Here is a 23,302-nt window from a genome sequence, read left to right as displayed (position 1 = left end):
TCCGGTACCACCGGAACGCGCGGCGGAAGAACCATGGCACCTCCCCCTCCTGCCCCTCCTGCCCGCGACATCGCCGTCGTCCTCGGCACCCGCCCGGAGATCATCAAGCTCGCCCCGCTGATCCGCCTGCTCGGCGACCGGGGCCGGATCGTGCACACCGGCCAGCACTACGACAGCGCGCTGTCCGGCGCGTTCTTCGCCAACTTCGGCCTGCGCGAGCCCGAGCTGCGCCTCGACGGCGCCGCCGGGGCCGGCGGCCGCGGCGACCAGATCGGCACCCTCACCCGGGACCTCGCCCGCGCGTTCACCGCCGAACCGCCGCGCGCCGTCGTCGTCCAGGGCGACACCAACAGCACCTCCGCGGGCGCCCAGGCCGCGCACTACTGCGGGATCCCCGTGGTGCACGTCGAGGCCGGGCTGCGCTCCGGCGACCGGGCGATGCCCGAGGAGATCAACCGGCTGGTGGTCGGCGTGCTCGCCGACGCGCACTGCGCCGCCACCGCCGAGGCCGCCGCCAACCTGCGGGCCACCGGCACGGACGGCGACCGGATCCGGATCACCGGCAACACCGTCGTCGAGGCGACCCTGCACTCGCTGCCCGCCCCCGCCGAACGGGACCGGATCGTCCGCGAACTCGGCGCCCCCGCCGACTTCGTGCTCGCCACCGCGCACCGCCCCGAGAACACCGACCGGCCCGACCGGCTGGCCGCGCTGCTCGGCTCGCTCGCCGAACTCGGCGAGCTCGGCCACCCGGTGCTGCTGCCGCTGCACCCGCGCACCCGCGGCCGGGTCAAGGAGTTCGGCATGGAGCACCTGCTGGCCGGCCTCACCGTGGTCGACCCGGTCGACCACCCGACCTTCCTCGCGCTGGCCGACCGGGCCGCGCTGCTGGTCTCCGACTCCGGCGGCGTGCAGGAGGAGGCGACCGTCCTGAAGAAGCCGCTGCTGGTGGTCCGCACCAGCACCGAGCGCCCCGAGGCGGTCGCCGCGGGCTTCAGCCGGCTGGTCGAGCCCGGCGCCGAACTCACCGCCGCCGCCCGCGCGCTGCTCGCCGACGACGGCCTGGCCGGGCGGCTGCGCGACACCCCGTCCCCGTACGGCGACGGCCGCGCCTCCGAACGGATCCGCGCCATCGCGGTGGCCCTGGCCGACGGCGCGCCCCTGCCGGGCGACGCGCCCGGCCACTGAGCCCCACCCCCCAGCAGCCGCCCGTGACCGCGCGGCGGTGGCCGGAGCCCACCGGGGAAACCGCCGGCGGGCTCCCCGACGAGAAGGAGGCCCCGTGTACGGGTCGGCAGGAAAGGGCGCCGTCGGCGCCGGAGTGGTCCTCGGCGGAGGCGAACTCGCCTACACCGGCGGCTTCGGCGTGCCCGGCATCGTGATGACCGTCCTCGCCGTGGGCCTGGTCCTCGGCGGCGTGCTGATGATGCGCTACGCGCGGATAAGCCGCGCCCAGGGCTGATCCCGCCCCCAGGTCCGGCCGGCCCGGCCGGCCGGACCACCCCCCTCTACCGGGCGGCGACCCGCCCACCGACCTGGAAGCCCTGTGACGTCCTCCGAGCCCTCCGGCCTGCTGGGCCTGCTCTCCGACCTCAGCCTCGTGCTGAGCCTGCTCTTCCCGCTGTACCTGCTGACGCTGGTGCTGCCGCTGCTGGTGCGCCGCACCCGGCGGCCCGGCAAGGCGGCCGACTACGAGTGGCACCTGTTCGTGCCCTGCCGGGACGAGGAGGCGGTGATCGGCGACACCCTGCACTACCTGCGCCGCTCCTGCCCCGAGGCGCACATCTGGGTGATCGACGACGACTCGGAGGACCGCACCGGCGACATCGTCCGCTGGGCCGCGATCCAGGACCCGGCGATCCACCTCGTCCAGCGCCGCCGCCCCAACGCCCGGCTCGGCAAGGGCGAGGCGCTGAACGCCGCGTACGACGCGCTGTGCGCCGCGCTGCCGCCCGGCACCGACCGGACCCGGGTCGTGGTCGGCGTCTTCGACGCGGACGGCCGCCCCGCGCCCGGCTGCCTCGACCACATCGCCGCCCGCCGCTTCCTCGGCCGCGCCGACATCGGCGGCGTGCAGATCGAGGTCCGGATGATGAACCGGGACGACGCCCGCCCGGCCCCCGACGGCGGCGCGGTGCGCAACCTCTACAGCCGGCTGCTGATCCGGATGCAGGACCTGGAGTTCCGCGCCCCGGTCGCCGCCCTCCAGCACGCCCGCAAGACCTCCCGCACGGTCTGCCTCGGCGGCAACGGCCAGTTCGTCCGCCTCGCCGCCCTCGACGACCTGGACGCCGAGCGCGGCCGCCCCTGGACCGGCCGCCTGCTGGAGGACTTCGAGCTCGGCATCCACCTGATGCTGGTCGGCTGGATCAACTCCTTCTGCGCCGACACCTACGTCGAGCAGGAGGCGCTGTTCGACACCAAGCGCTTCCTCACCCAGCGCACCCGCTGGGCCCAGGGCGTCATGCAGTGCCTCGGCTACATCCCGGCGATCTGGCGCAGCAACCGGATCCCCAACACCGGCTTCCTGGAACTCACCTTCTTCCTCTGCCAGCCCTGGCTCCAACTGCTCGGCGCGCTGCTCTACCCCCTCCCGATGATCGCCCTGGTGCTCTCCTGGCAGCGCCACCCCGAGGCGGCCCTCGACTACCTCTCCGACGGCGGCTGGCGCGGCCTGCTGCTGTACGCGGTGATGGCGGTCGGCCAGTTCGTCATCTGGGGCCCGATCTACCGGCGCAAGTGCGAACCGGGCACCGGCTTCTGGCGGGCGCTCGGCTGGGGCCTGGTCTACCCCGCCTACCTGCTGTTCCTGTACGTGGTCTCCTGGCGGGCCGTCGGCCGGATGCTCAGCGGCCGCAACGGCTGGGCCAAGACCCGCCGCAACGCCGAGGCCGCGGCCGGACCGGTCGCCAAGGAAGCCTGACCGGTTCCGACCCCGGCCACCCGGCGCCTCCCCGGCTCTCCGGCTCGTCCCGGGAGCCGGGTGACGGGTATTCATTTGCCGTTTCCGGTAGGGAAGTTAGGATGGCCGGTCATGCCATCGACCTCCATGGACGACCTGCTGTACCCGCCGACCGGCCCCTACGACCGCGGGTTCCTCGACACCGGTGACGGCAACCGGATCTACTACGAGCAGCTCGGCAACCCGGCCGGCAAGCCCGCGCTGTACGTGCACGGCGGCCCGGGCGCGGGGACGCCGGACCGTCCCACCCGGGCGTGGGACCCGGAGCGCTACCGGCTGGTCCGCTTCGACCAGCGCAACTGCGGGCGGAGCACCCCGCACGCCTCCGACCCGGCGGCCGACATGGCGCTGAACACCACCGACCACCTGGTCGGCGACATGGAGCGGCTGCGCGAGCACCTCGGCATCGAGCGCTGGCTGCTGAACGGCGCCTCCTGGGGGTCGACGCTGCTGCTGGCCTACGCGCAGCGGTACCCGGAGCGGGTCAGCGAGATCGTGATCCAGGCGGTCACCACGACCCGCCCGGCCGAGACCGACTGGCTCTACCACCGGGTGGCGGCGTTCCGGCCCGAAGCCTGGGACCGCTTCCGGGCCGCCGTCCCCGAGCACACCTGGGACGGCGACGTGTACGCGCTGCTGGCCGCCTACGCCCGGCGGATGGAGGACCCGGACCGGGCGGTCCGGGCGGCGGCCGCGGACGCCTGGCTGGCCTGGGAGGACGCGGTGATCACCGGCGAGCCGAACGGGATCCCCGGCATGTACGGGGACCGGGAGGCGGACGACCGGATCGCCTTCGTCCGGATCTGCGCGCACTTCTTCAGCCACGGCGCCTGGCTGGCCGAGGACCAACTGCTGCGCGGGGCGCACAGGTTGAAGGGCATCCCGGGCGTCCTGGCGCACGGCCGGTACGACATGGGCAGCCCGGTGCAGACCGCCTGGGAGCTGGCCAGGGTCTGGCCGGACGCCCGGCTGCACGTCTTCGACGACTCCGGGCACGTCGGCAGCGAGGCGCTGCGGCGGACGGTGCTCGCGGCGCTGGAGGAGTTCAAGCACCGCTGAGCACCGTCCGCCGAGGCCGGGCCCGTCCGCCGTCCCCGGTGCGGGTTACTTCTGCCAGCCGACCGAGGTGATCACGGTGCTGGCGAGGCTGCCCGCGCCGTAGTTGGCCAGGCCCTTGCGGACGGCGACGATGCTGGGGCGCTGGTAGAGCTCCAGGGTGTGGCCGAGTTCCCAGATCTTCGCGTCGGCCTGGTTGTACAGCTCGGCGGCGGCGGCCGGGTCGAGGGTGGCGGCGGCCTTGCGCAGCAGGGCGTCGATCTCGGGGGTGCTCAGCTTCGAGTAGTTGCCGAACACGTTGTCGCCCTGCGGGGCGCGGTAGATCGACACCGTCTGGGAGAGCGGGAAGGAGTCGGTGTTGCGCCAGCTGGCCAGGTCGAACTTGCCCTGGTTGATGTACTTGGTGAAGTACTCCTTGCTGGGCACCTTGTCGACGGTCAGCTTGACGCCGACCTGCTGGAGCATGTTCTGCACGGCGGTGGCCAGGTCGGCCTGGGCCTGGTTGGAGCTGTCGTTCAGCACGTAGTGCAGCTCCAGCGGCTGTCCGTCCTTGCTGCGGCTGCCGCCCGCGTCCTTCCAGCCGGCCTCGTCCAGCCACTTCCTCGCGGTGGCCGGGTCGTAGGCGGCCCAGTCGGCGGAGTTGTCGCGGTAGCCGTTCTGGTTGGTCATGAACAGGTGGTTGCCGAGCGGCTTGAACTCCACCGGCACGCCCTTGTTGGCGATCTTGATCAGCGAGGCGCGGTCCAGCGCCCGGCCGAGCGCCTGCCGGACCTTCTGGTCGGCCAGCGGGCCGTTGCCGCCGAAGGAGATGTGCACCTCGTCCCAGGGGGTGCCGGTGCGGATCGCCGCGTCGGGGGCGTCCTTGAGCTGGCCGTACGAGGCGGCGCTGCCCGCCGAGGCGAAGTCGGTCTCGTTGTTCAGGAACGCCTGGGTGATCGCGGCGGCGTCCAGCACCCGGTAGGTGATCCGGTCCAGCTTCGGCTTCGGGCCCCACCAGTGCGGGTTGGGCGTCAGGGTGATCGTCTGCGCGGTCTTGTCGGCCTTGGAGACCACGAACGGGCCGCCGAACAGCGGGACCTTCTCCACCCAGCCCTCGTTGAAGTCTGCCGGGGCGGAGATCCCGGCGGCCGGCAGCAGCGGGTTGAACAGGTTCTGCCAGTCGGCGTACGGCTCGGCGAAGGTCACCTTGACCTCGCCCGGGTCCTTGCCCTGCTCGACGGCGGAGATCTGCTCGTAGCCGGAGGGGTCGGCGATGTTGTACGCCGGGTCCTTGCCGTTGGACGCCTTCCAGACCGCCGCGAAGTCGCGGTAGCCGATCGGGGTGCCGTCCGACCAGACCGCCTTCGGGTTGAGCTTGTACGTCACCACCTGCGGCGAGGTGGAGGTGACCTCGGCGGAGACCAGGTACGAGGGGTCGGGGTGGAAGACGCCCTTGGCGTCGACCCGGAAGAGCTTGGCCTCGGTGTAGTACATGATCTCCACCGCGTCCCCGTACCGGCCGTCGACCTGGTACGGGTTCCACTGGGTGATCCACTGCTGGAGCGGCAGCCGCAGCTCGCCGCCGTCCTTGACGTTCTCCGGCGGCTGCGGGTTGTTGTCCTCGGCGTCCACGGTGGGGGCCACCGTCTTCGCCACGTCGGCCGACCCGCCGCCCGCGGAGCTGCAGGCGGTCGCGGCGAGCAGCACGGCCAGGGCCGCGGCGGCGGCGCGACCGGTGCGGTGTCCGGTGGGGCGGGGAGCGGGCGGTCTGCGCATCGGGGGAGTCCTCGGATCTCGAAGAGTCGGGGCCGCCAGGTGTGGCGGAGCTTGACTGTGGGCAGCCAAAACGATGTCGGCGGGCCGAACGTAACAGCCCGTCAGTCCGGTCGCCAGGGTGGTGCGCGGAACTGATCGAAAAGAAACGCGGTGCAACACGACGGAAACGCGCCGTCCGCACTCGTCTGATCCACTCTGACCATTGGGTTCACCGGGCCGCCCGGACCCGGCGACCCGCCGAACCCTGGACGGACCGCCCGGCATGGCGTACAACTGCTGCGCGAAAGTGCGTCAAAACCCGTACTAGCGAAGGCAAATGCCCATGTTCCCCAGGTGTGCGAACCACACCGGAGGCAGACCGTGACGCGATACCTCGCGGGACGGCTCGGCTACTACGCCGCCCTGCTCCTCGCGGCGGTGTTCCTGTCGTACGTCCTCACCGGCAGCGCGCTCGGCCCGCGCGCCTACTTCGAGGCCAAGCAGCCGCGCCCCTCCGCCGCCTCCGTCGACCGGCAGCTCACCGCGCTCAACCTCAACGACCGCACCCCCGTCGTCGAACGCTTCGGCACCTGGGCCGGCGGACTGCTCCGCGGCGACCTCGGCCGCACCATCCACGGCACCGCCGTCAACGACGAGTTCGGCCGCCGGATCTGGGTCTCGCTGCGCCTGCTGCTGGTCGGCAGCCTGCTCGGCATGCTGCTCGGCGTCGCCGCCGGGGCCTGGAGCGCGGTCCGCCAGTACCGGATCTCCGACCGGCTGCTGACCGTGTTCTCCTTCGTGCTGCTCTCCACCCCCGTCTTCCTGGTCGCCCTGCTGCTCAAGAACGGCGCCATCGCCGCGAAGGACGCCGCCGGCCACGAGGTCGTCCCGTTCACCGGCTACGAGACCCCCAACCTGGCCGGCGGACTCGGCACCCACCTCGCCGACTGGGCGCTGCACCTGCTGCTGCCCACCCTCTCGCTCGCCCTCGGCGGCCTCGCCGCGTACAGCCGCTACCAGCGCGCCACCATGCTCGACGTGCTCGGCGCCGACTACCTGCGCACCGCCCGCGCCAAGGGCCTCACCCGCGGCCGCGCCCTGGTCCGGCACGGGCTGCGCACCGCCGTCATCCCGATGACCACGATGTTCGCCTACGCCTTCCTCGGCCTGTTCACCGGCGCCGCCATCACCGAGACCGTCTTCGGCTGGCACGGCATGGGCGAGTGGTTCATCCAGGCCGTCAACGAACAGGACGTCAACTCGGTCGCCGCCGTCAACCTGTTCGCCGCCGTGGTGGTGCTCGCCGCCGGCCTCCTCGCCGACACCCTGCACGCCGCGCTCGACCCCCGGGTGAGGACCGCGTGAGCGCCCCCGCGACCGCCCTCGCCGAGCCCGCCGAGCCCGCCGAGCCCGCCGACGCCGCCGACCCCGTCGTCCCGCGCGGGCGGCTGCGGCTGGCCGCCGCCCGGCTCGCCGCCTCGCGCGGGGCGCTCACCGGGCTCGCCGTCCTGGCGCTGCTGTTCCTGCTCGCCTTCGCCGGGCCCTGGCTCACCCCCTGGGACTACGCCGCGCCCGACTACACCGCGCTGCGCCAACCCCCGTCCGCCACCCACTGGTTCGGCACCAACGGGCTCGGCCAGGACGTGTTCGCGCAGACCGTCCGCGGCCTGCAGAAGTCGTTGGCGATCGGCCTGCTGGTGGCCGTCCTCTCCACCGGACTGGCCTCCCTGGTCGGCGCCTGCGCCGGGTACTTCGGCGGCTGGACCGACCGGCTGCTGACCTTCCTGGTCGACCTGATGCTGATCTTCCCCGCCTTCCTGGTGATCGCCGTCCTCTCGCCCCGGCTGCGCGGCAGCGGCTGGATCGCCTTCGTCCTGCTGCTGGCCGGCTTCAACTGGATGGTCACCGCCCGGGTGGTCCGCTCGCTGACCCGCTCGCTCCGGGAACGCGAATTCGTCGCCGCCGCACGCTACATGGGCGTCGGACCGTTCCGGACCATCTGGCGGCACGTGCTGCCCAACGTCTCCTCCTTCCTGATCGTCGACGCCACCGTCGCCGTCGGCGGCGCCGTGATGAGCGAGGCCGCGCTCTCCTACTTCGGCTTCGGCGTCCGCCCGCCCGACGTCTCGCTCGGCACCCTGCTCGCCGCCGGCGCCGCCGAGGCCCCGGTCTTCCCCTGGCTGTTCTACTTCGCCGCCGGACTGCTGGTGCTGTTCGTGCTCGCCGTCAACCTGGTCGGCGACGGGCTGCGCGACGCGCTCGACCCGACGGCCGCCGGCGACCGCCGTTCCCGGCGTCCGAGCGGTTCGCGCGGTTCGCGCGGTTCGCGCGGTTCCCGCCGTTTCCGCCGTTCGCGCCGTGGGGGTGCCGCATGACCGTCCCGCTGCTCAGCGTCCGCGACCTCGGCGTCGACTTCGACGGCCACCCGGCCGTCCGCGGCGTCGACCTCGACCTGTGGCGCGGCGAGACGCTCGGACTGGTCGGCGAGTCCGGCTCCGGCAAGTCCGTCACCGCGCTCGCCCTCCTCGGCCTGCTGCCCGACGGCGCCCGCGTCCGCGGCTCCGTCCGCCTCGACGGCCGCGAACTGCTCGGCCTGCCCGACCGGCAGCTGTCCGCCGTCCGGGGCCGCCGGATCGCCATGGTCTTCCAGGACCCGCTCTCCGCCTTCACCCCCGTCCACCGGATCGGCGACCAGATCGCCGAAGCCCTCCGCGTCCACCAGGACCTCGGCCGCGCCGCCGCCCGCCGCCGCGCCGCCGAACTCCTCGACCTGGTCGGCCTCCCCGACCCCGCCCGCGCCCTGGACGCCTTCCCGCACGAGTTCTCCGGCGGCATGCGGCAGCGCGCCATGATCGCCATGGCTGTCGCCAACGATCCGGACGTCCTGCTCGCCGACGAACCCACCACCGCCCTCGACGTCACCATCCAGGCCCAGGTGCTCGACGTCCTGCGCACCGCCCGGCGCGAGACCGGCGCCGCCCTCGTCCTGGTCAGCCACGACCTCGGCGTGATCGCCGGCACCGCCGACCGGGTCGCCGTCATGTACGCCGGACGGATCGTCGAAACCGCCCCCGTCCACGACCTCTTCACCGCCCCCCGGCACCCCTACACCCTCGGCCTGCTCGGCGCCGTCCCCCGCCTCGACGGCCCCGGCGGCCCGCTCGTCCCCATCCCCGGCCGCCCGCCCACCCCCGACGACCCGCCCGCCCCCGGCTGCGCCTTCGCCCCCCGCTGCCCGCTCGCCGAAGCCCGCTGCCACGACGCCGAACCGGCCCTGGCGGGCCTCGAAGGCGCACAGGCTTCGGTGCTCCTGGCAGCGCCCCCGGCCCCGGCCGCCGAGCCGCTGCCGCCCGCCGCCGACGCGCACCTCGCGGCGTGCGTGCGGGCGGCGCACCTGGCCGCCGTGCGGCCCGCGCCCGCCGAGGTGTACCCGGTGCCGGCGCTGCCCGCCGCCGTGCCGGGGGCGGGGGACGGGCGGGAGCCCGTGCTCGTGGTCAGGGGGCTGCGGCGCAGCTTCGCCGGGCGGCGGGGCGGGGTGCTGCGGCGGCGCGGCGGCGAGGTGCACGCCGTCGACGGGGTGGACCTGGACGTCCGGCGGGGGGAGACGCTCGGGCTGGTCGGCGAGTCCGGCTCGGGGAAGTCGACCACGCTGTCCGAGATCCTGCGGCTGGCCGCGCCGCAGGGCGGCCGGATCGAACTGCTCGGGCAGGACACCGGGACGCTCGACCGGGCCGCCGTCCGGCGGCTGCGGCCCCGGGTGCAGATGGTCTTCCAGGACCCGGCGGCCTCGCTCGACCCGCGGATGCCGGTCGGCGACGTCCTGGCCGAGCCGCTGCTCGCCCAGCGGGTGCCGACCGCCGAGGCCCGCCGCCGCGTCCCGGCGCTGCTGCGGCAGGTCGGCCTGGACCCGGCGCACGCCGACCGCTACCCGCACGAGTTCTCCGGCGGCCAGCGGCAGCGCATCTCGATCGCCCGGGCGCTCGCCGTCCGGCCGGACCTGCTGGTGCTGGACGAGCCGGTCTCGGCGCTGGACGTCTCGGTGCAGGCCGGGGTGGTCAACCTGCTCCAGCAGCTGAAGGCCGAACTCGGCCTGGCCTACCTGTTCGTGTCGCACGACCTGTCGGTGGTGCGGCACCTCGCCGACCGGGTCGCCGTCATGTACCTGGGCCGCACCGTCGAGTCCGGACCGGCCGCCGACGTGCTCGGCCGCCCCCGCCACCCGTACACCCGGGCCTTGCTGGCGGCCGTCCCGCTGCCCGACCCGGCGGCCGAACGGGCCCGCCCCCGCCTGCTGCTGGCCGGCGACCCGCCGTCCCCGACCGCCCGCCACACCGGCTGCCCGTTCCGCGCCCGCTGCCCCCTCCACACCACCCTCCCGCCCGCCCGGCAGGCCCGCTGCGCCACCGAGCCGCCGACGGCCGAGCCGGGCGACGGCCACACGGCGGCCTGCCACTGGAGTGACGGGTGAGCGACACCTGAGCCCCGGGCGCCCCCGGGGCGTGCGGCGGACCGGACACGCGGCTGTCGCCCGGCGGTCCGACGGCCCATCATGGGGGGACCCCAGCACGCACCACCGTACGGAGGCACCCATGCGTACCCCGCGCCGTTCCGCCACCGCCCGCTCCGTCCCCGCCCTGGCCGCCGCCGTCCTGGCCGCGGTGCTGGTGCCGGCCGGCACCGCTCACGGCCAGACCGTGCTGCTCGACTGCGCGGCGAGCACCACCGCCACCTACAGCCCGGCGGTCACCGACACCGCGCAGAGCGTCACCGTCGACGCGAGCACCTCCTGGACGTGCACCGGCCTGCCGACCGGCTACACCTCCGCCACCGCCTCGGACCACTACACCACCACGCTCACCTGCACCGACCTGCTGAACTTCCCGACCGGCAGCAAGACCTACACCTGGAACGACTCCACCACCAGCACCTTCTCCTTCACCCGGATCAACACCCGGGTGGTCAACGGCACCACCGTGGTCGAACTGGCCGGCAGCATCACCGCCGGCACCTTCCAGGGCGCCACCGTCAGCTCGACCGCCGTCGCCGCGAACACCCAGCTCGACGCCTGCTCCACCACCGGCGTGGCCGAACTCGACTTCACCGGCGACACCGTCATCACCGGCCTCTGACCGGACCGGCCGCGAGGAAGGGGCGACGGGAGTGAGCGTGGAGCTGAGCCGGTACGGCACCCTGACCGGTGGGGCGCGCCGGGAGCTGCTGGCGGTGTACGCGGACGTCCGGGCGCCGCTGCTGCACCTGCCGAACTACCGGGTGGCGGCGTTCGCCGAGCGCCTCGACGGGTACGCGGCCGGGCCCGGGTTCGGGCTGGTCCTCGGGCGCGCCGAAGGCAGTGGCGTCGTCGGGTACGCGTACGGCACCACCGTCGCGGCCGGCGACCGCTACTGGGCGCGGATGGCCGAGCCGCTGCCCGCGGGCTTCACCGACGCGCCGGTGCTGGCGCTGCGCGAGATCGGCGTCCGGGCGGCCTGGCGGGGGAGCGGCACGGCCCGCCGGATCCACGACGCGCTGGTGGCGGGCCGGGCCGAGGGCCGGGCGGTGCTGATGGTCAACCCGCTGGCGGGGGAGGGGAAGGTGCTGCGGGTGTACGAGAGTTGGGGGTACGAGGCGTTCAACTCGCAGGCGGCGACGGCCGATTCGCCGCGCCTGCTGGTGATGGTCCGCCCGGCCCGCTGAACGGGCCGGGCGAACGGGTCACTTGGCGTAGACGCCGACCTCGTCGAGCGAGTAGCGGTTGTCGGTGCCCCGGGCGAGCAGCACGATCCGGACGTGCCGGGCGTCGGTGGGCGGGAAGGCGCGGTTCTCCAGGCCGCCCCGGTCGGTGGTGGTGGAGTAGGCGGTGCGCCAGGTGGTGCCGTCGGTGGAGAGGTCGATCCGGTAGGCGGTGGCGTACTGGTCGGACCAGTCGAGGACGACCCGGCCGACCTTGCGGACGCTGCCGAGGTCGACGTTCAGCCAGGCGGTGGCCACCGTCTTGGACGCCCAGCGGGTGCCCGGGTCGCCGTCGACGGCCTGCTTGGGCGGGTAGGCGACCACCACGGCGTCCTGGTAGTCGGAGGCGGTGGCGGTGGCGCCCCGGGCCAGGTTGGTCAGGTCGTCGGTGCGGCGGGCCGGGAACTCCACCACCTGCTGGTAGGTGGGCCGGTTCTGCCAGGCGATCCGCGGCACGGTGATGCCGCCCATCGCCCGGTGCACGATCGAGTCGGCGCACAGCTGGTCGCCCGCCGCGCAGTACTTGTCCGCCGGGTAGGTGGTGGTGGCGGGGGTGGCCACGGCCTGGCCGAGGGTGGTCAGCAGCAGCTGCCGGCAGGCGGCCGGGGCGCCGCCGCCGCAGTAGGCGCGGTCCAGCGGGCCGGTGACGGGCCGGCCGAGCACCGTCCGCAGGTCCTTGTCGACGTACGACCACCAGCCGTGCTGGAACGCCGAGCCCTTGTGCGCCTGGCCGGCCGCGATGTCGTCGCCGCCGGACGTCGCGCCCAACTGCCCGCCGGAGGGCGTCTCGTTGATCGGCGCGACGGCGGTCAGCGCGCCCCACGCTGCGTCGCCCAGGCCGGGCCGGAACTCGCCCTCGACCAGCAGCGGCCACCAGGCGTCCAGGATCCGGATCGCCTCCGCGTCGGTGTACGCGCCCGCGCCCTTGCTCGCCTCGCGCCGGTGCGAGCCGCCCGCCGCCCAGGCCCGCAGCTTGGCGATCGCGGCGGCCGCGGCCGGGTCGGCGACCGGCGCGGAGTCGAGCACCGCGAGCAGCTCGGGCAGCACCCGTTCGGCCCGCAGGTCGACGTTGGCGGCGTCCTCCATCGCCTGGACCAGGTCGGTCCGGGTGACGCCGCCGCGCTGGGCGAGCGCCTTCACCCGGGTGTCCAGCAGGTCGGCCCGGTGCACGGCGCCGTTGCCCCAGGCGGAGGTGAAGCCCGGTGCCTGCTTGTTGTTCCAACTGACGTAGTAGTCCTGGTCGGTGGACTGCGCGTGCCGGGCCGGCGGTTCGACCGCCGAGGTGTTCGCGGCCCGGTCCCAGCCCTGCCAGGTGTAGCCGGACCGGGCCAGGATCGGCAGGTCGGGGTCGGTGCCGGGGGCGCGCAGCGGCTCGGTGCCGGAGTTGTAGTACGCGGTGTGGTCGGCGTCCGCGTAGAACCAGTTGAAGGTGTAGCCGATGTCCTGCGCGGCGCGCTGGAAGGCCGCCGCCGAGGTGATCGCCGCCGGGTCGTTGAACTGCTGGAAGCCGATCACCGAGTCCACCTCGTGCCGGTAGGTCGAGCGCAGCGCGGTGTACGCCACCGGCCGCCCGCCGACCGTCCCGGTGTGGGTGACCAGGCCGTACGCCGAGCGCAGCGCCACCAGGTCGTACGAGCCCGCCGCGGTCGAGTCGGCGGTGCTCGGCTGCCAGGCGTTGTGCTGGGTCAGCCGCTCGAACGGGGTGCAGGCGCCGTCCAGCAGGTAGCCGGTCGAGGAGGTGCTCGGGGTGCCGCCGCCGGGCTCGCACAGGTCGACCGCGAAGGTGTCGGTGATGTCCTGGTTGGCGGAGGTCGCGCTCCACGAGTAGTCCAGGCCGCGGCCGATCTCCACGTAGAAGCTCAGCCCGGGGAAGGACGCGCCCCGGCTGCGCAGGCCCGGGCCGTCCAGCTCCTGCACCATCAGGATCTGCGGCGCGTAGTAGCCGGTCTGCGGGCCGTACACGGCGATCGGGTGCCCGGAGGCGGTGTGCGCGCCGGACACCAGCAGGGCGTTCGACATGCCCTTCTTCGCGGTGATCAGGTCGGCGGGCAGCACGCCTTCGGCGGACTGGGCGGTGCTCGCGACCGCCGCGCCGGTGCCGGTGCCGTTGGCGGTGTGCGGGACGGCGGCGACCGAGCCCGGGTCCGGCAGCGCGGTGCCCACCGGGTTCGCGGGCGAGGCCGCGTACGGGAAGGAGGTGCCGTCGTGCACGGTGGCCGTCGCCTCCGGGTCGTCCCCGGCGCGCCAGGCCGCGTACGCCCGGTCGCCCGCCTCGGCGCCGTACTGCTGGCGCAGCGCGATCCGGGCCAGCGCGTTGCCGACCTCGCCGCCGCCACCGCCGCCGAAGATCGCCCCGATCACCGAGGAGATCGCCGCCACGTCGGTCGCCGTGAACGGGGCGATGGTCGAACCGTGCCCGGTCAGCACGTACTCGCCCGGGTAGTTGTTGGCCGCGACGTCGGCCGCCGCGAACGCGTTCAGGCCCGCCACGTAGTCCTGCACGTCCTGCCACGCCTGCGCCCCGCGCGGGCCGGACGCCCGCACCCGGTCGAGCTGCTGCTGCAGGTCGGCCTCGGTGTACGGGGCGACCGCCCACAGGCTCTGCTCCAGCGCCCGGTTGCCCGCCGCGCCGCCCGCGAACGAGGACAGCTGCCCGCGGCCGACGTGCCGCAGCACGTCGATCAGCCAGAGCCGGTCCTGCCCGGCCGCGTACCCGGCGCCGAACTCGGTGTCGGACCGGGTGACGCCCTTGACGTGCGGCGTGCCGGTCGCCTTGTCCCGGGTGATGGTCACGCCCGGACGCGGCGTGGCGGTGCTCTCCACCTGCCCGGCGGGCACCCCGAACGAGGCGTCGTCGAAGTACGCCGACAGCTGGTCCGGCGTCAGGCCGCTGTAGTCGTGCAGCAGCGCGTCGTACGCGTCGACCTGGTCCGCGGAGTGCGCCGGGCGGGTCCCGACGCTCTGGTGCAGCAGGATCCCGGCCAGCGTGGCGTGGCCGTTCTCGCCCGCCGTCAGGATGTCCTGGCACTGCCCCAGGCACGGATCCCCGGCGGCCGGGACGGGCCCGGCGGCGGCGCCGGCGGCGGGCTGGGCGGTGAGCGCGCCGAGCAGCAGCGCGGCGGAGGCGAGCACGGCGAGGGTCGCCGAGCGCAGTCGGCGGGGGACGGGGGCAGCGGGCACCTGGGCCTCTTCCTGACAGGGGGTATCGGAAGTCCGGCCGCACGTTAGTCCGCGAAGTGACCCCCGGGTAGGGGTCCGGCGGACGGCGCCACGGAACTGTCATCCGCCTGTCATGAACGCGAGTTGACGACCCGTCCGGGCAGGCCGGAACGCGCACGGCCGTGCCGCGGCCCCTCCGCGGCGGCCCGCGCCCCGAGACCCGTCCGGGCGGCCCGGAACGCGCACGGGCGGGCCGCGGCCGATCCGGAACGGCCCGCGCTCCGAAAGGCCCCCGGAACCACCGGTGATCACAGGGGGCGGACGGAATGGAACGGACCGACGGCGGTGACCGGGCCCGACCGCCCTGGCCCGACCTGCTCGCCGACCACCGCCCCGCCCTGGTCGCCCCTGCCGCCCCGCACCGCCCCGCCCCCGCCGGCGAGGGCTGGACCGGACCCGACACCCTCCCCGCGCTCCGCGAGGACTGGGCCGCCGCCTACGACGGCACCCGCCTGGTCGTCACCCGCCCCGACGGCACCCCCTGGTACGACGGCCCGCTCGCCGCCGCCCGCGAATGGGCCCGCGCCCTGCGCGCCCACCGCACCCTGATCCTCGTCACCGGCCCCTTCACCAGCCCCTTCGACTTCCGCCCCGCCGCCGCCGCAGGCCGCCTCGCGGTCCTCGCCGTCCCGGCCCGGCTGGTCGACACGCACTGAACCCGCCGCCCGCCGGGGCCTCACCCGCCGGGGCGCCTCACGCGCCGAACTCCCGGACGAACGCCCCGAGGCCGAGGCCGAGGCCGGGACCGAGCGGCCGAAGGCCCACGGCTCAGCGCGCTCCCGGTCGGCGCTGACCTGGAAGCCGGTTCCCATCGCGGGCTCCTTCCGTTGCTCCGGCTGCCGTTCCGGCCGTTCCGGCCGTTGTGGAGACTCCAGGGGCGGCGCGCGGGCGGCCGAGCAGGAGGCCGGCCGCGATCAGGGCCATGCCGGTGAACTGGGCCGGGCCCAGCGGCTCGTGGTCGAGGGTGGTGCCGAGGAGGGCCCCGGTGGCGGGGTTGAGGAGGCCGATCAGGCCGACGGTGGCGGCGGGGAGGCGGCGCAGGCCGGCGAACCAGGCGAGGAAGGCGAGGGCGGTGGCGATCAGCGAGGTGTAGGCGAAGGCGGGCAGCGCGGCGCCGGTCAGGGCGGGCGGCGGGCCCTCGGCGAGGACGGCGACGGGCAGCAGGAGCAGGCCGCCGATGGTCAGCTGCCAGGCGGTGGGGGCCAGGACGCCGGGGCCGCCGTCCGGGGGAGTCCAGCGCTTGGTGAGGGCGTGGCCGACGGCGGAGACCAGCAGGGCGCCGAGGGCGGCGAGCAGGCCGGCGGGGGAGGGCGGGCCGGTGGGGGCGGCGAGCAGCAGGGCCGCGCCGGTGACGCCGACGGCGCCGGCGGCGAGCTGGGCGGGGCGGGGGCGTTCGCCGGTCAGCGGCCAGGCGGAGAGCATCAGGGCGAGCGGGGAGAGGGCCATCACGGTGGCGGCGGTGCCGGCCGGGAGCCGCTGCGAGGCGAGGTAGACCAGGACGAAGAACGCGGCGGTGTTCAGCGCGCCGAGCACGGTCGAGCGCCACCACCAGGCGCCGCGCGGGCGGCGGCGGGCGGCGGCCAGCAGCAGGAGCCCGGCGGGGAGGGCGCGCAGCGCGGCGCCCCAGAGCGGGGCGTCGGCGGGGAGGTAGTGGTGGGTGACGTAGTAGTTGGCGCCCCAGGCGACGGGCGCGAGGGCGGTGAGCGCGCCCCACCGGAGTATCGCTTCCATGGAAGACAATATAGCTTCCGAGGAAGACATCCCGGTTATGCTGGGACCATGGAGCAGCCCCTCGACCACGTCGCCCGGATCCAGGCCGCCTGGCGCCGCGAACGCCCCGACCTCGACGTCGCCCCGCAGGGCGTGATCGGCCGCCTGCACCGGGTCGCCACCCTGCTCACCCACCAGCTGACCGCCGTCTACGCCCGCTACGACCTGGGCGAGGGCGAGTTCGACGTGCTGGCCGCCCTGCGCCGGGCCGGCGCCCCGTACGAGCGGGCCCCCGGCGAACTCGCCGCCCACACCATGGTCACCACCGGCGCCGTCAGCAAGCGGATCGACCGCCTGGAGCGGGCCGGCCTGGTCGCCCGCCGCCCCGCCGCCGACGACCGGCGCGGCCGGGTGGTCGCCCTCACCGAGGCCGGCCGCGACCTGTTCGACCGCGCCTTCACCGACCACATCCGCAACGAGCACGACCTGCTCGCCCCCCTCACCCCCGCCGAGGCCGCCCAACTGGAGGCCCTGCTCACCGGCTGGCTGGCCCGCCTCGAACCCCCGGGAGAACCGGCCCGCTGAGCCCCGCCCGGAAAAGGCTCCGCCCGAGAAGGCCCAGCCCGAGAAAGACCCCGCCCGAAAAAGCACGAATAGCCGCGCATGTCCGCGCCGGAACCGGGCAGCCGGTTCGCAGATCGATGAACTCCCCTCGACAAGGAGGAAGTTGTGAGCGACGGCATGTGGGGCTACGAGAAGGCCGAGGGCTACCAGCCGGGCGTCGACCTGACCGGGTACCGGGTCGAGGCGACGGACGGGCACATCGGCAAGGTGGACAAGCACTCGTACGAGGCCGAGGACGGCTACATCGTGGTCGACACCGGCCCGTGGATCTTCGGGCGGGAGGTGCTGCTGCCGGCGGGGGTGATCCGGCTGATCGACGAGAGCGAGAAGACGGTCTGGGTCGACCGGGCCAAGGAGGAGATCAAGAACTCCCCTGAGTACCACCGCGAGTCGCACGCCCTGGACGCCGACTACCGGCGCGGGGTGGGCGGTTACTACGGCACCGGGATGTGACGGCGGCCCCGGCGTGAGGACGCCGCAGCGCCCCGGCGGCGGCCGGGGCGCTGCGGCGCGTGCGGGGAGGGGGCGGGGTCAGGAGGCGCGGACGGTGGCGGTGGCGCCCGGGGCGACCGGGACGGTGACGTAGGAGTAGACGGTGCCGTCGACGGTCTTGGTGGCGGCGGGCCGCGGGGTGCCGTCGACGGTCAGGGTGGCGTGGGTGCCGGGGATCCGGGCCTCCCAGGTGTAGGTGTCGGCGCCGGTCTTGTTGGTCAGGGTGGAGGCGGTGGCGCCGTCGTGGCGCAGCGCGAAGGTGTTGCGGCCGACGGCGAGGTCGTCGATGCCCAGCCAGTCGGTGCCGGTCGGCAGGTGGGAGGCGGTGGCCAGGGTGTGCGCGGGGGCGTCCGGGTCGACGCCGAGCAGGCCCTGGACGGTCTGGCTGAGCAGGGTGAAGGAGACCTCCGGGTAGTCGCCGTTGGGGCCCTGCTTGGTGACGATGTGGCGCTCGTCGCGGCGGTCGTAGACGTACTGCATCCACTTCCACGCGGTGTCGTTGCGGTTGTAGGCGAAGAAGGTGTCCGGCAGGTAGGTGTACGCCTCGATGTTGCTGGGGCGCTCGTCGCCCTGCGACTGCTCGTCGATGTAGTCGAGGTAGGCGTCGTTGCGCGGCCCGGCGTCGACGATCTTCTTCAGCGGCATGAACCAGCTGTTCTCCCGGCCCCAGCCGGTGATCGGGGTGCCGCTGGTGCTGTAGCCGCGGACCATGTCGGCGCCGGTCCCGGTGCCGCTCCAGGTGGTGTTGAAGTAGGTCTTCAGGTCGGCGGCGCGCTGCCGGTACCGCGCGGCCAGCGCGCTGTCGCCGCGCCCCGCGGCCAGGTCGGCGACGGCCAGCAGGGCCTGGTACTGGGAGCCGATCGAGTCGCCGGCCTCGGCGAAGCGGTCGTCGCCGCTCTCGTCGTAGCTGGCCGCGCCGGAGAAGATGCCCTTGCCGGTGCCCTCGGCGACGCCGTTGGGCTTGGCGGAGTCGTGCAGCGCGATGAACTCGTTCGTGGCGTGCTGGTAGTAGGCCCACAGCGCGGGGTCGTTCACGTAGGAGGCGTCGCCGCTCCAGCGGTACGCCTTGTCGGCCTTCTCGACCAGCTCGAAGGTCGAGGGCACCTCGCGGACGAAGACGCTCGGGCTGCGGTAGTCGATCGACAGGTTGGTGCGGTCGTCGAAGTTCAGCGCCCACACCGGGTAGTACGCGTGCTCCTCGGTGGCGGTGGCGGCGAACGCGCCGAGCATGTCGCGGTTCTCCGCGTCCAGGCCGAGCACGGCGGCGCCGTCCACCTGGTGGGCGGTGTCGCGGCCGTAGAAGGCGGAGCGGTGCGCGTAGCCCGCCCAGTACGACGCCTCGTAGGTGGTGGAGCCGGTGCCGCCGGTCTGCCGCTCGTCGGCGTTGACCGGGCCGGTGGCGCCGGGCAGTTGGGCCCAGCTGCCGGCCTTGTCGGCGGCCCAGGCGAAGAGTTCGGCGATCTTCGGGTCGGAGGAGGCGACCTTGGGCCGAGTGGCGGGCAGCGGGGAGACCATCACGTCGTCGACGTTGACCCAGCCGGCGCCGGCCGCCGAGGCGAAGGCGATCTCGACCCGGTCGCCGGCCTTCAGCGCGACCCGGGGGACGGTGTAGCGGGCGTACTTCGGTGCGGCGGGCAGTGCGACGGTGCCCGCCGCGGTGCCGTTGACCCGGACGGTGAAGGTGCCGCCGGGGCCGCCGGTGGCGATCCAGGCGGAGAAGGAGTAGGTGCCGGGGCCGTTCGCGGTGAGGGTCTGCGAGACCTTCGGGCCGGCGCCGTCGTCCAGGTAGACCAGCTTGCTCCCGCTGTGCGGGTTGTTGGTCGCGACGCCGGTGCCGTCGGTGAACTGCCAGCCGCCGCCGCCCTGTTCGAAGCCGGGGTCGGTGACGGCCGGGCCGGACAGCGCCAGCGAGACGTCGTCCGCGTTGATCCAGCCGTCGCCCGACTCGAAGGCGATCTCGATCCGGTCGCCGGCCTTCGCCGCGATCCGCGGGACGGTGTAGCGGGCGTACGCGGCCCGGTAGGGCAGGTCGACGCCGCCCGCGACGGCGCCGTTGACCCGGACGGTGAACCTGCCGCCGGTCCAGCCGGTGGCGATCCAGGCCGAGACGTCGTAGCTGCCGCCCTTGCGGGCGCTGACGGTCTGCCAGACCTTCTTGCCGGTGCCGTCGTCCAGGTAGACCAGCTTGCTCCCGCTGTGCGGGTTGTTGGTCGCGACGCCGGTGCCGTCGGTGAAGTGCCAGGCGGCGCTGCCCTGTTCGAAGCCGGCGTTGGTGAGCTTCGGCAGGGCCGCGGACGCGTCGGCGGTCGGCACGGCGACGGTCAGCGGGGCCAGCACGGCGGCCGTCGAGAGCGCGGCCAGCAGGGTCGTGCGGGCGGGGCGGCCAGAGCGGGCGGTGCGGGCGGGGCGGGCAGGGCGCATGAGGGTCTCCGGTCAGATGGGTGACGGGGGATGCGGTGCCGGACGCTAGCAGCCCTGTCGGAAGCCCAACAAGACACTTGCACGCTATGGGTGCCATAACCGGCAGAAAGTTTTCAATGACATCTTGCAAGTCAAAACCGCTGGTTGCTACCGTCCTGGCACGCCGACGCCCCCGTCGGCCCACCCTCGCCACCCTCGGAAAACAAGGCGGTTCCCCCCATGAGCCTGTCCCGTCGCACCGTCCTGAGAGCCGGCGGAGCCCTCGCCGCCGGAGCCGGCCTCACCGGCCTCGCCGCCTGCAGCGGGTCCGGCAGCGGCGGGGGCGGCGGCGCCGTCGGGGCCGCCGACCAGGGCGAGATCAGCGTCTGGAGCTGGGCCGGTCCGGCCGCCGAACTGAAGGCGCTGGTCCCCGCGTTCAACGTCCAGTACCCGGGCGTCAAGGTCACCGTCGAGGACATCGGCAACCCGGCCATCTGGGACAAGATCACCACCGGCCTGGCGGCCGGCGGCGCCGGCCTCGCCGACGTCCTGCACATCGGCATCGACTACCTGCCCGGCTACACGGAGAAGTTCCCGAACGGCCTGGCCGACCTCGCCAAGCTCGGCGCCGACCGCTACAAGGACGCCTTCGCCCAGGGCCTGTGGGCCACCGTCGGCGGCAGGAACGGCCGGATCAACGCCCTGCCGTGGGAGGCCAACTCGGGCGGCTTCTACTACCGCTCCGACGTGTTCGAGCAGGCCGGCGTCGACGTGAAGGCGCTCGACACCTGGGACGACACCGTCGAGGCCGGCAAGACGATCAAGGCGAAGACCGGCAAGTACCTGCTCGGCATCGACAAGCCCGCCTCCGTCCCGGACGCCGCCAACTTCTTCCAACTGCTGCTGCAGCTCCAGGGCGCGTTCTACTTCGACCTGGACGGCGCGATCACCCTCGACTCGCCCGAGGCCGTCAAGGCCATGACGATCATCAAGCAGCTCAACGACGCCGACCTGCTCGCCGACCTCTCCGGCGGCTGGAACGCCCAGATCGCCGCGATCAAGGCCGGCACCAGCGCCGTCCTGCCGATGCCGACCTGGTACGGCGGCATCATCGAGGAGACCGTCCCCGAGGAGAAGGGCAAGTGGGGCGTCCGGCTGCCCCCGGCGGTCCGCCGCGGCGGCTCCACCGCCGCCACCGTCAACTCCACCCACCTGGCGATCTCCGGCACCAGCAAGCACCAGGCCGCCGCCTGGAAGTTCGTCGAGTTCGCGCTCACCCGGCCCGCCTCCCAGGTGAAGATCTACCAGGACAAGGGCATCGCCCCCGCCCTGATGGCGGCCTACGACGACCCGGCCTTCCACACCCCGTCCGCGTTCTTCGGCGGCCGGCAGAAGGGCGAGGTGTTCCTGGAGGCGCTCAAGGCCCCCTCCCCGGCCTTCAACTACAGCGCCGACTACGCCCGCGCGCTCAAGGTCGTCACCGACGCCCAGACCAAGGTGCTGCTCAAGGGCGCCGCCCCGGCCGACGTGCTCAAGCAGGCCGCCGACCAGCTCGCCCAGCAGACGGGCCGCAAGGTCGTCCGATGAGCAGCCCCGGCACCACCACCGCCCGCCGCCCGGGCACCGCCACCGCCCGCCGCCGGCCCGGGTCCGGGGCCCGGCGGGCGGCCCCGTACCTGTTCGTGCTGCCGGCGCTCGCCCTGTTCGCCGTCTTCAAGCTCTACCCGATCGCCCGGTCCTTCGTGCTCAGCCTGCACAAGACCGTCGACGGCCAGGACACCTTCGTCGGCGCCGACAACTACACCCGGCTGCTGCACGACCCGCTGTTCTGGACCGCGCTGAAGAACACCGCGACCGTCCTGGTCGTCCAGGTCCCGCTGATGCTCGCCCTCGCCACCGGCCTCGCCGTCGCCCTCGATTCTCGGCTGCTGCGCGCCCGCGCCGTCTTCCGGCTCGGCTTCTTCCTGCCGATGGTCACCGGCCTGGTCGCCTACGGCGTGATCTTCTCGGTGCTGCTCAACGAGAAGTACGGCCTGGTCAACTGGCTGCTGCAGTTCGCCGGCATCGACGCCGTCCCCTGGCTGACCGATCCGCTGTGGGCCAAGCTCTCCCTGGCCCTCGCCCTGACCTGGCACTACACCGGCTACAACGCGGTCATCCTGCTCGCCCGCCTCCAGACCATCCCGACCGAGCTGTACGACGCCGCCGCCGTCGACGGCGCCGGCGGCTGGACGTCCTTCCGGCACGTCACCCTGCCCGGACTGCGCCCCGCGCTGCTGCTCACCACCGTGCTCTCCACCATCGGCACCCTGCAGATCTTCGACGAGCCGTACGTCCTGACCCGCGGCGGACCGGACAACGCCACCCTCACCATCGGCATGTACCTGTACCAGAACGCCTTCAGCTACTTCGACTTCGGCTACGCCTCCGCCATCGCCTACGCGCTGGCCGTGCTGATCGGCCTCCTCGGCCTGGTCCAGTTCAAGGTGCTCGGCGACCGCGACGGCGACAAGTCCGGCCACAAGCCCGGCCACAAGCCCGGAGGCAAGCGATGAGAACCACCGCCCGGAGCATCACCCTGACCTGGGGCCTGGCCCTCACGCTCGCCGCCGTCCTGCTCCCGTTCTACTGGCTGGTCGTCGCCGCCACCCACAGCAACACCGACATCTTCGGCTCCCCGCCCCCGCTCGCCCCCGGCGGCCACCTCGGCGCCAACCTGCGGACCCTCCAGGACCAGGCGCACTTCGGCCGGGTCGTGCTCAACTCGCTGCTGATCGCCGGGATCTACACCCTGTGCGCCGGCACCGTCTGCACGCTGGCCGGCTACGCCTTCGCCAAGTACCGCTTCAAGGGCCGCCACGGGCTGTTCGCGCTGCTGATGCTCGGCCTGGTCGTCCCCGCCCAGGTCACCCTCGTCCCGCTGTTCCAGCTGATGGCCGACCTGCGCTGGCTCGACACCTACCAGGCGGTGATCCTGCCCAACCTGGCGCTGCCGTTCGGGATCTTCCTGATGCGCCAGTCGATGGGCACCATCCCCGACGAACTGCTCGACTCCGGACGGATCGACGGCTGCGGCGAACTCCGGCTCTTCCTGCGGGTCGTGCTGCCGCCGATGCGGCCCGCGCTCGCCGCCCTCGCGATCTTCCTGTTCCTGTTCCAGTGGAACGACTTCGTCTGGCCGCTGATCGTGCTGCGCGACAGCGCCGCACTGACCGTCCCGGTCGCGCTCGCCTCGCTCAAGGGCGTCACCGACACCGACTACGGCGCGATCCTGGCCGGCACCGCCGTCGCCGCGATCCCGATGGCGATCGTCTTCCTCGCCCTCCAGCGCCACTTCGTCTCCGGCCTGCTGGCCGGTGCCGTCAAGGAGTAACC

19 protein-coding genes are annotated in these 23,302 nt (G+C 73.9%); 15 read left to right on the top strand and 4 right to left on the bottom strand.

The genetic code is table 11. The features are described 5' to 3' along the window. The first annotated feature begins 33 nt into the window (after positions 1 to 33). From wecB to pip, 4 genes are all read left to right on the top strand, one after another. Positions 34 to 1,188, top strand: a complete 1,155-nt coding sequence (gene wecB / locus KSE_RS03060; RefSeq protein WP_014133801.1) for a non-hydrolyzing UDP-N-acetylglucosamine 2-epimerase — start codon at positions 34 to 36, stop codon at positions 1,186 to 1,188. 94 nt (positions 1,189 to 1,282) lie between these two features. Next, entirely contained in the window at positions 1,283 to 1,462 is a 180-nt protein-coding gene (locus KSE_RS41935; protein ID WP_148283050.1) for a hypothetical protein, read from the top strand. An 84-nt stretch (positions 1,463 to 1,546) separates the two neighbouring features. Beyond that, positions 1,547 to 2,923 (top strand): glycosyltransferase family 2 protein, encoded by a 1,377-nt coding sequence (locus KSE_RS03055; RefSeq protein WP_014133800.1) that lies wholly within the window; start codon positions 1,547 to 1,549, stop codon positions 2,921 to 2,923. A 126-nt stretch (positions 2,924 to 3,049) separates the two neighbouring features. Continuing rightward, on the top strand, positions 3,050 to 4,021 hold the full coding sequence (pip, locus tag KSE_RS03050; RefSeq protein WP_014133799.1) for a prolyl aminopeptidase: 972 nt from the start codon (positions 3,050 to 3,052) through the stop codon (positions 4,019 to 4,021). A 45-nt stretch (positions 4,022 to 4,066) separates the two neighbouring features. Here the strand turns inward: pip and KSE_RS03045 are convergent, their stop codons facing one another. After that, positions 4,067 to 5,773 (bottom strand): ABC transporter family substrate-binding protein, encoded by a 1,707-nt coding sequence (locus KSE_RS03045; protein ID WP_014133798.1) that lies wholly within the window; start codon positions 5,771 to 5,773, stop codon positions 4,067 to 4,069. Between the two features lie 360 nt (positions 5,774 to 6,133). On the opposite strand from KSE_RS03045, the gene KSE_RS03040 reads away from it, so the two are divergent. From KSE_RS03040 to KSE_RS03020, 5 genes are all read left to right on the top strand, one after another. Continuing rightward, a complete protein-coding gene (locus tag KSE_RS03040; RefSeq protein ID WP_014133797.1) occupies positions 6,134 to 7,117 on the top strand; it encodes an ABC transporter permease in 984 nt (327 codons plus the stop codon). Further along, the gene (locus tag KSE_RS03035; protein WP_014133796.1) at positions 7,114 to 8,127 is read left to right on the top strand and encodes an ABC transporter permease; all 1,014 of its coding nucleotides are present in this window, start codon (positions 7,114 to 7,116) and stop codon (positions 8,125 to 8,127) included. The genes KSE_RS03040 and KSE_RS03035 overlap by 4 nt, the downstream gene beginning before the upstream one ends. Beyond that, on the top strand, positions 8,124 to 10,220 hold the full coding sequence (locus tag KSE_RS03030; RefSeq protein ID WP_014133795.1) for a dipeptide ABC transporter ATP-binding protein: 2,097 nt from the start codon (positions 8,124 to 8,126) through the stop codon (positions 10,218 to 10,220). Before KSE_RS03035 ends, KSE_RS03030 begins: the two co-directional genes overlap by 4 nt. Positions 10,221 to 10,341: 121 nt before the next feature. Further along, positions 10,342 to 10,881, top strand: a complete 540-nt coding sequence (locus KSE_RS03025; protein WP_014133794.1) for a hypothetical protein — start codon at positions 10,342 to 10,344, stop codon at positions 10,879 to 10,881. A 37-nt stretch (positions 10,882 to 10,918) separates the two neighbouring features. After that, on the top strand, positions 10,919 to 11,446 hold the full coding sequence (locus KSE_RS03020; protein ID WP_014133793.1) for a hypothetical protein: 528 nt from the start codon (positions 10,919 to 10,921) through the stop codon (positions 11,444 to 11,446). A gap of 18 nt (positions 11,447 to 11,464) precedes the next feature. Here the strand turns inward: KSE_RS03020 and KSE_RS03015 are convergent, their stop codons facing one another. After that, positions 11,465 to 14,662, bottom strand: coding sequence for a penicillin acylase family protein (locus KSE_RS03015; RefSeq protein WP_014133792.1), 3,198 nt, complete (start codon positions 14,660 to 14,662; stop codon positions 11,465 to 11,467). 305 nt (positions 14,663 to 14,967) lie between these two features. On the opposite strand from KSE_RS03015, the gene KSE_RS03010 reads away from it, so the two are divergent. Continuing rightward, on the top strand, positions 14,968 to 15,357 hold the full coding sequence (locus KSE_RS03010) for a hypothetical protein (RefSeq protein ID WP_014133791.1): 390 nt from the start codon (positions 14,968 to 14,970) through the stop codon (positions 15,355 to 15,357). 112 nt (positions 15,358 to 15,469) lie between these two features. Here KSE_RS03010 and KSE_RS03005 read toward each other — a convergent pair whose 3' ends face one another. After that, entirely contained in the window at positions 15,470 to 16,432 is a 963-nt protein-coding gene (locus KSE_RS03005) for an EamA family transporter (protein WP_014133790.1), read from the bottom strand. 48 nt (positions 16,433 to 16,480) lie between these two features. On the opposite strand from KSE_RS03005, the gene KSE_RS03000 reads away from it, so the two are divergent. Both KSE_RS03000 and KSE_RS02995 read left to right on the top strand, forming a co-directional pair. Next, on the top strand, positions 16,481 to 16,996 hold the full coding sequence (locus tag KSE_RS03000) for a MarR family winged helix-turn-helix transcriptional regulator (RefSeq protein ID WP_014133789.1): 516 nt from the start codon (positions 16,481 to 16,483) through the stop codon (positions 16,994 to 16,996). A gap of 144 nt (positions 16,997 to 17,140) precedes the next feature. After that, on the top strand, positions 17,141 to 17,488 hold the full coding sequence (locus KSE_RS02995; RefSeq protein ID WP_014133788.1) for a hypothetical protein: 348 nt from the start codon (positions 17,141 to 17,143) through the stop codon (positions 17,486 to 17,488). A gap of 78 nt (positions 17,489 to 17,566) precedes the next feature. Here the strand turns inward: KSE_RS02995 and KSE_RS02990 are convergent, their stop codons facing one another. After that, positions 17,567 to 19,948, bottom strand: coding sequence for a CBM35 domain-containing protein (locus tag KSE_RS02990; protein WP_014133787.1), 2,382 nt, complete (start codon positions 19,946 to 19,948; stop codon positions 17,567 to 17,569). A 219-nt stretch (positions 19,949 to 20,167) separates the two neighbouring features. Between KSE_RS02990 and KSE_RS02985 the strand changes: the two genes are divergently transcribed. Genes KSE_RS02985 through KSE_RS02975 form a run of 3 tightly spaced genes read left to right on the top strand, consistent with a single transcriptional unit; the run spans position 20,168 to position 23,300 of the window. Next, complete coding sequence (locus KSE_RS02985) at positions 20,168 to 21,514, top strand: extracellular solute-binding protein (protein WP_014133786.1); 1,347 nt, start codon at positions 20,168 to 20,170, stop codon at positions 21,512 to 21,514. After that, entirely contained in the window at positions 21,511 to 22,482 is a 972-nt protein-coding gene (locus KSE_RS02980; RefSeq protein WP_014133785.1) for a carbohydrate ABC transporter permease, read from the top strand. Before KSE_RS02985 ends, KSE_RS02980 begins: the two co-directional genes overlap by 4 nt. After that, entirely contained in the window at positions 22,479 to 23,300 is an 822-nt protein-coding gene (locus KSE_RS02975; RefSeq protein WP_014133784.1) for a carbohydrate ABC transporter permease, read from the top strand. The genes KSE_RS02980 and KSE_RS02975 overlap by 4 nt, the downstream gene beginning before the upstream one ends. Positions 23,301 to 23,302: the final 2 nt, after the last annotated feature.

It is taken from the genome of Kitasatospora setae KM-6054, from assembly GCF_000269985.1.
GTDB lineage: Bacteria > Actinomycetota > Actinomycetes > Streptomycetales > Streptomycetaceae > Kitasatospora > Kitasatospora setae.
Note: the sequence above shows the minus strand (reverse complement) of the source record. Positions and strands in the feature narration are given on the sequence as shown.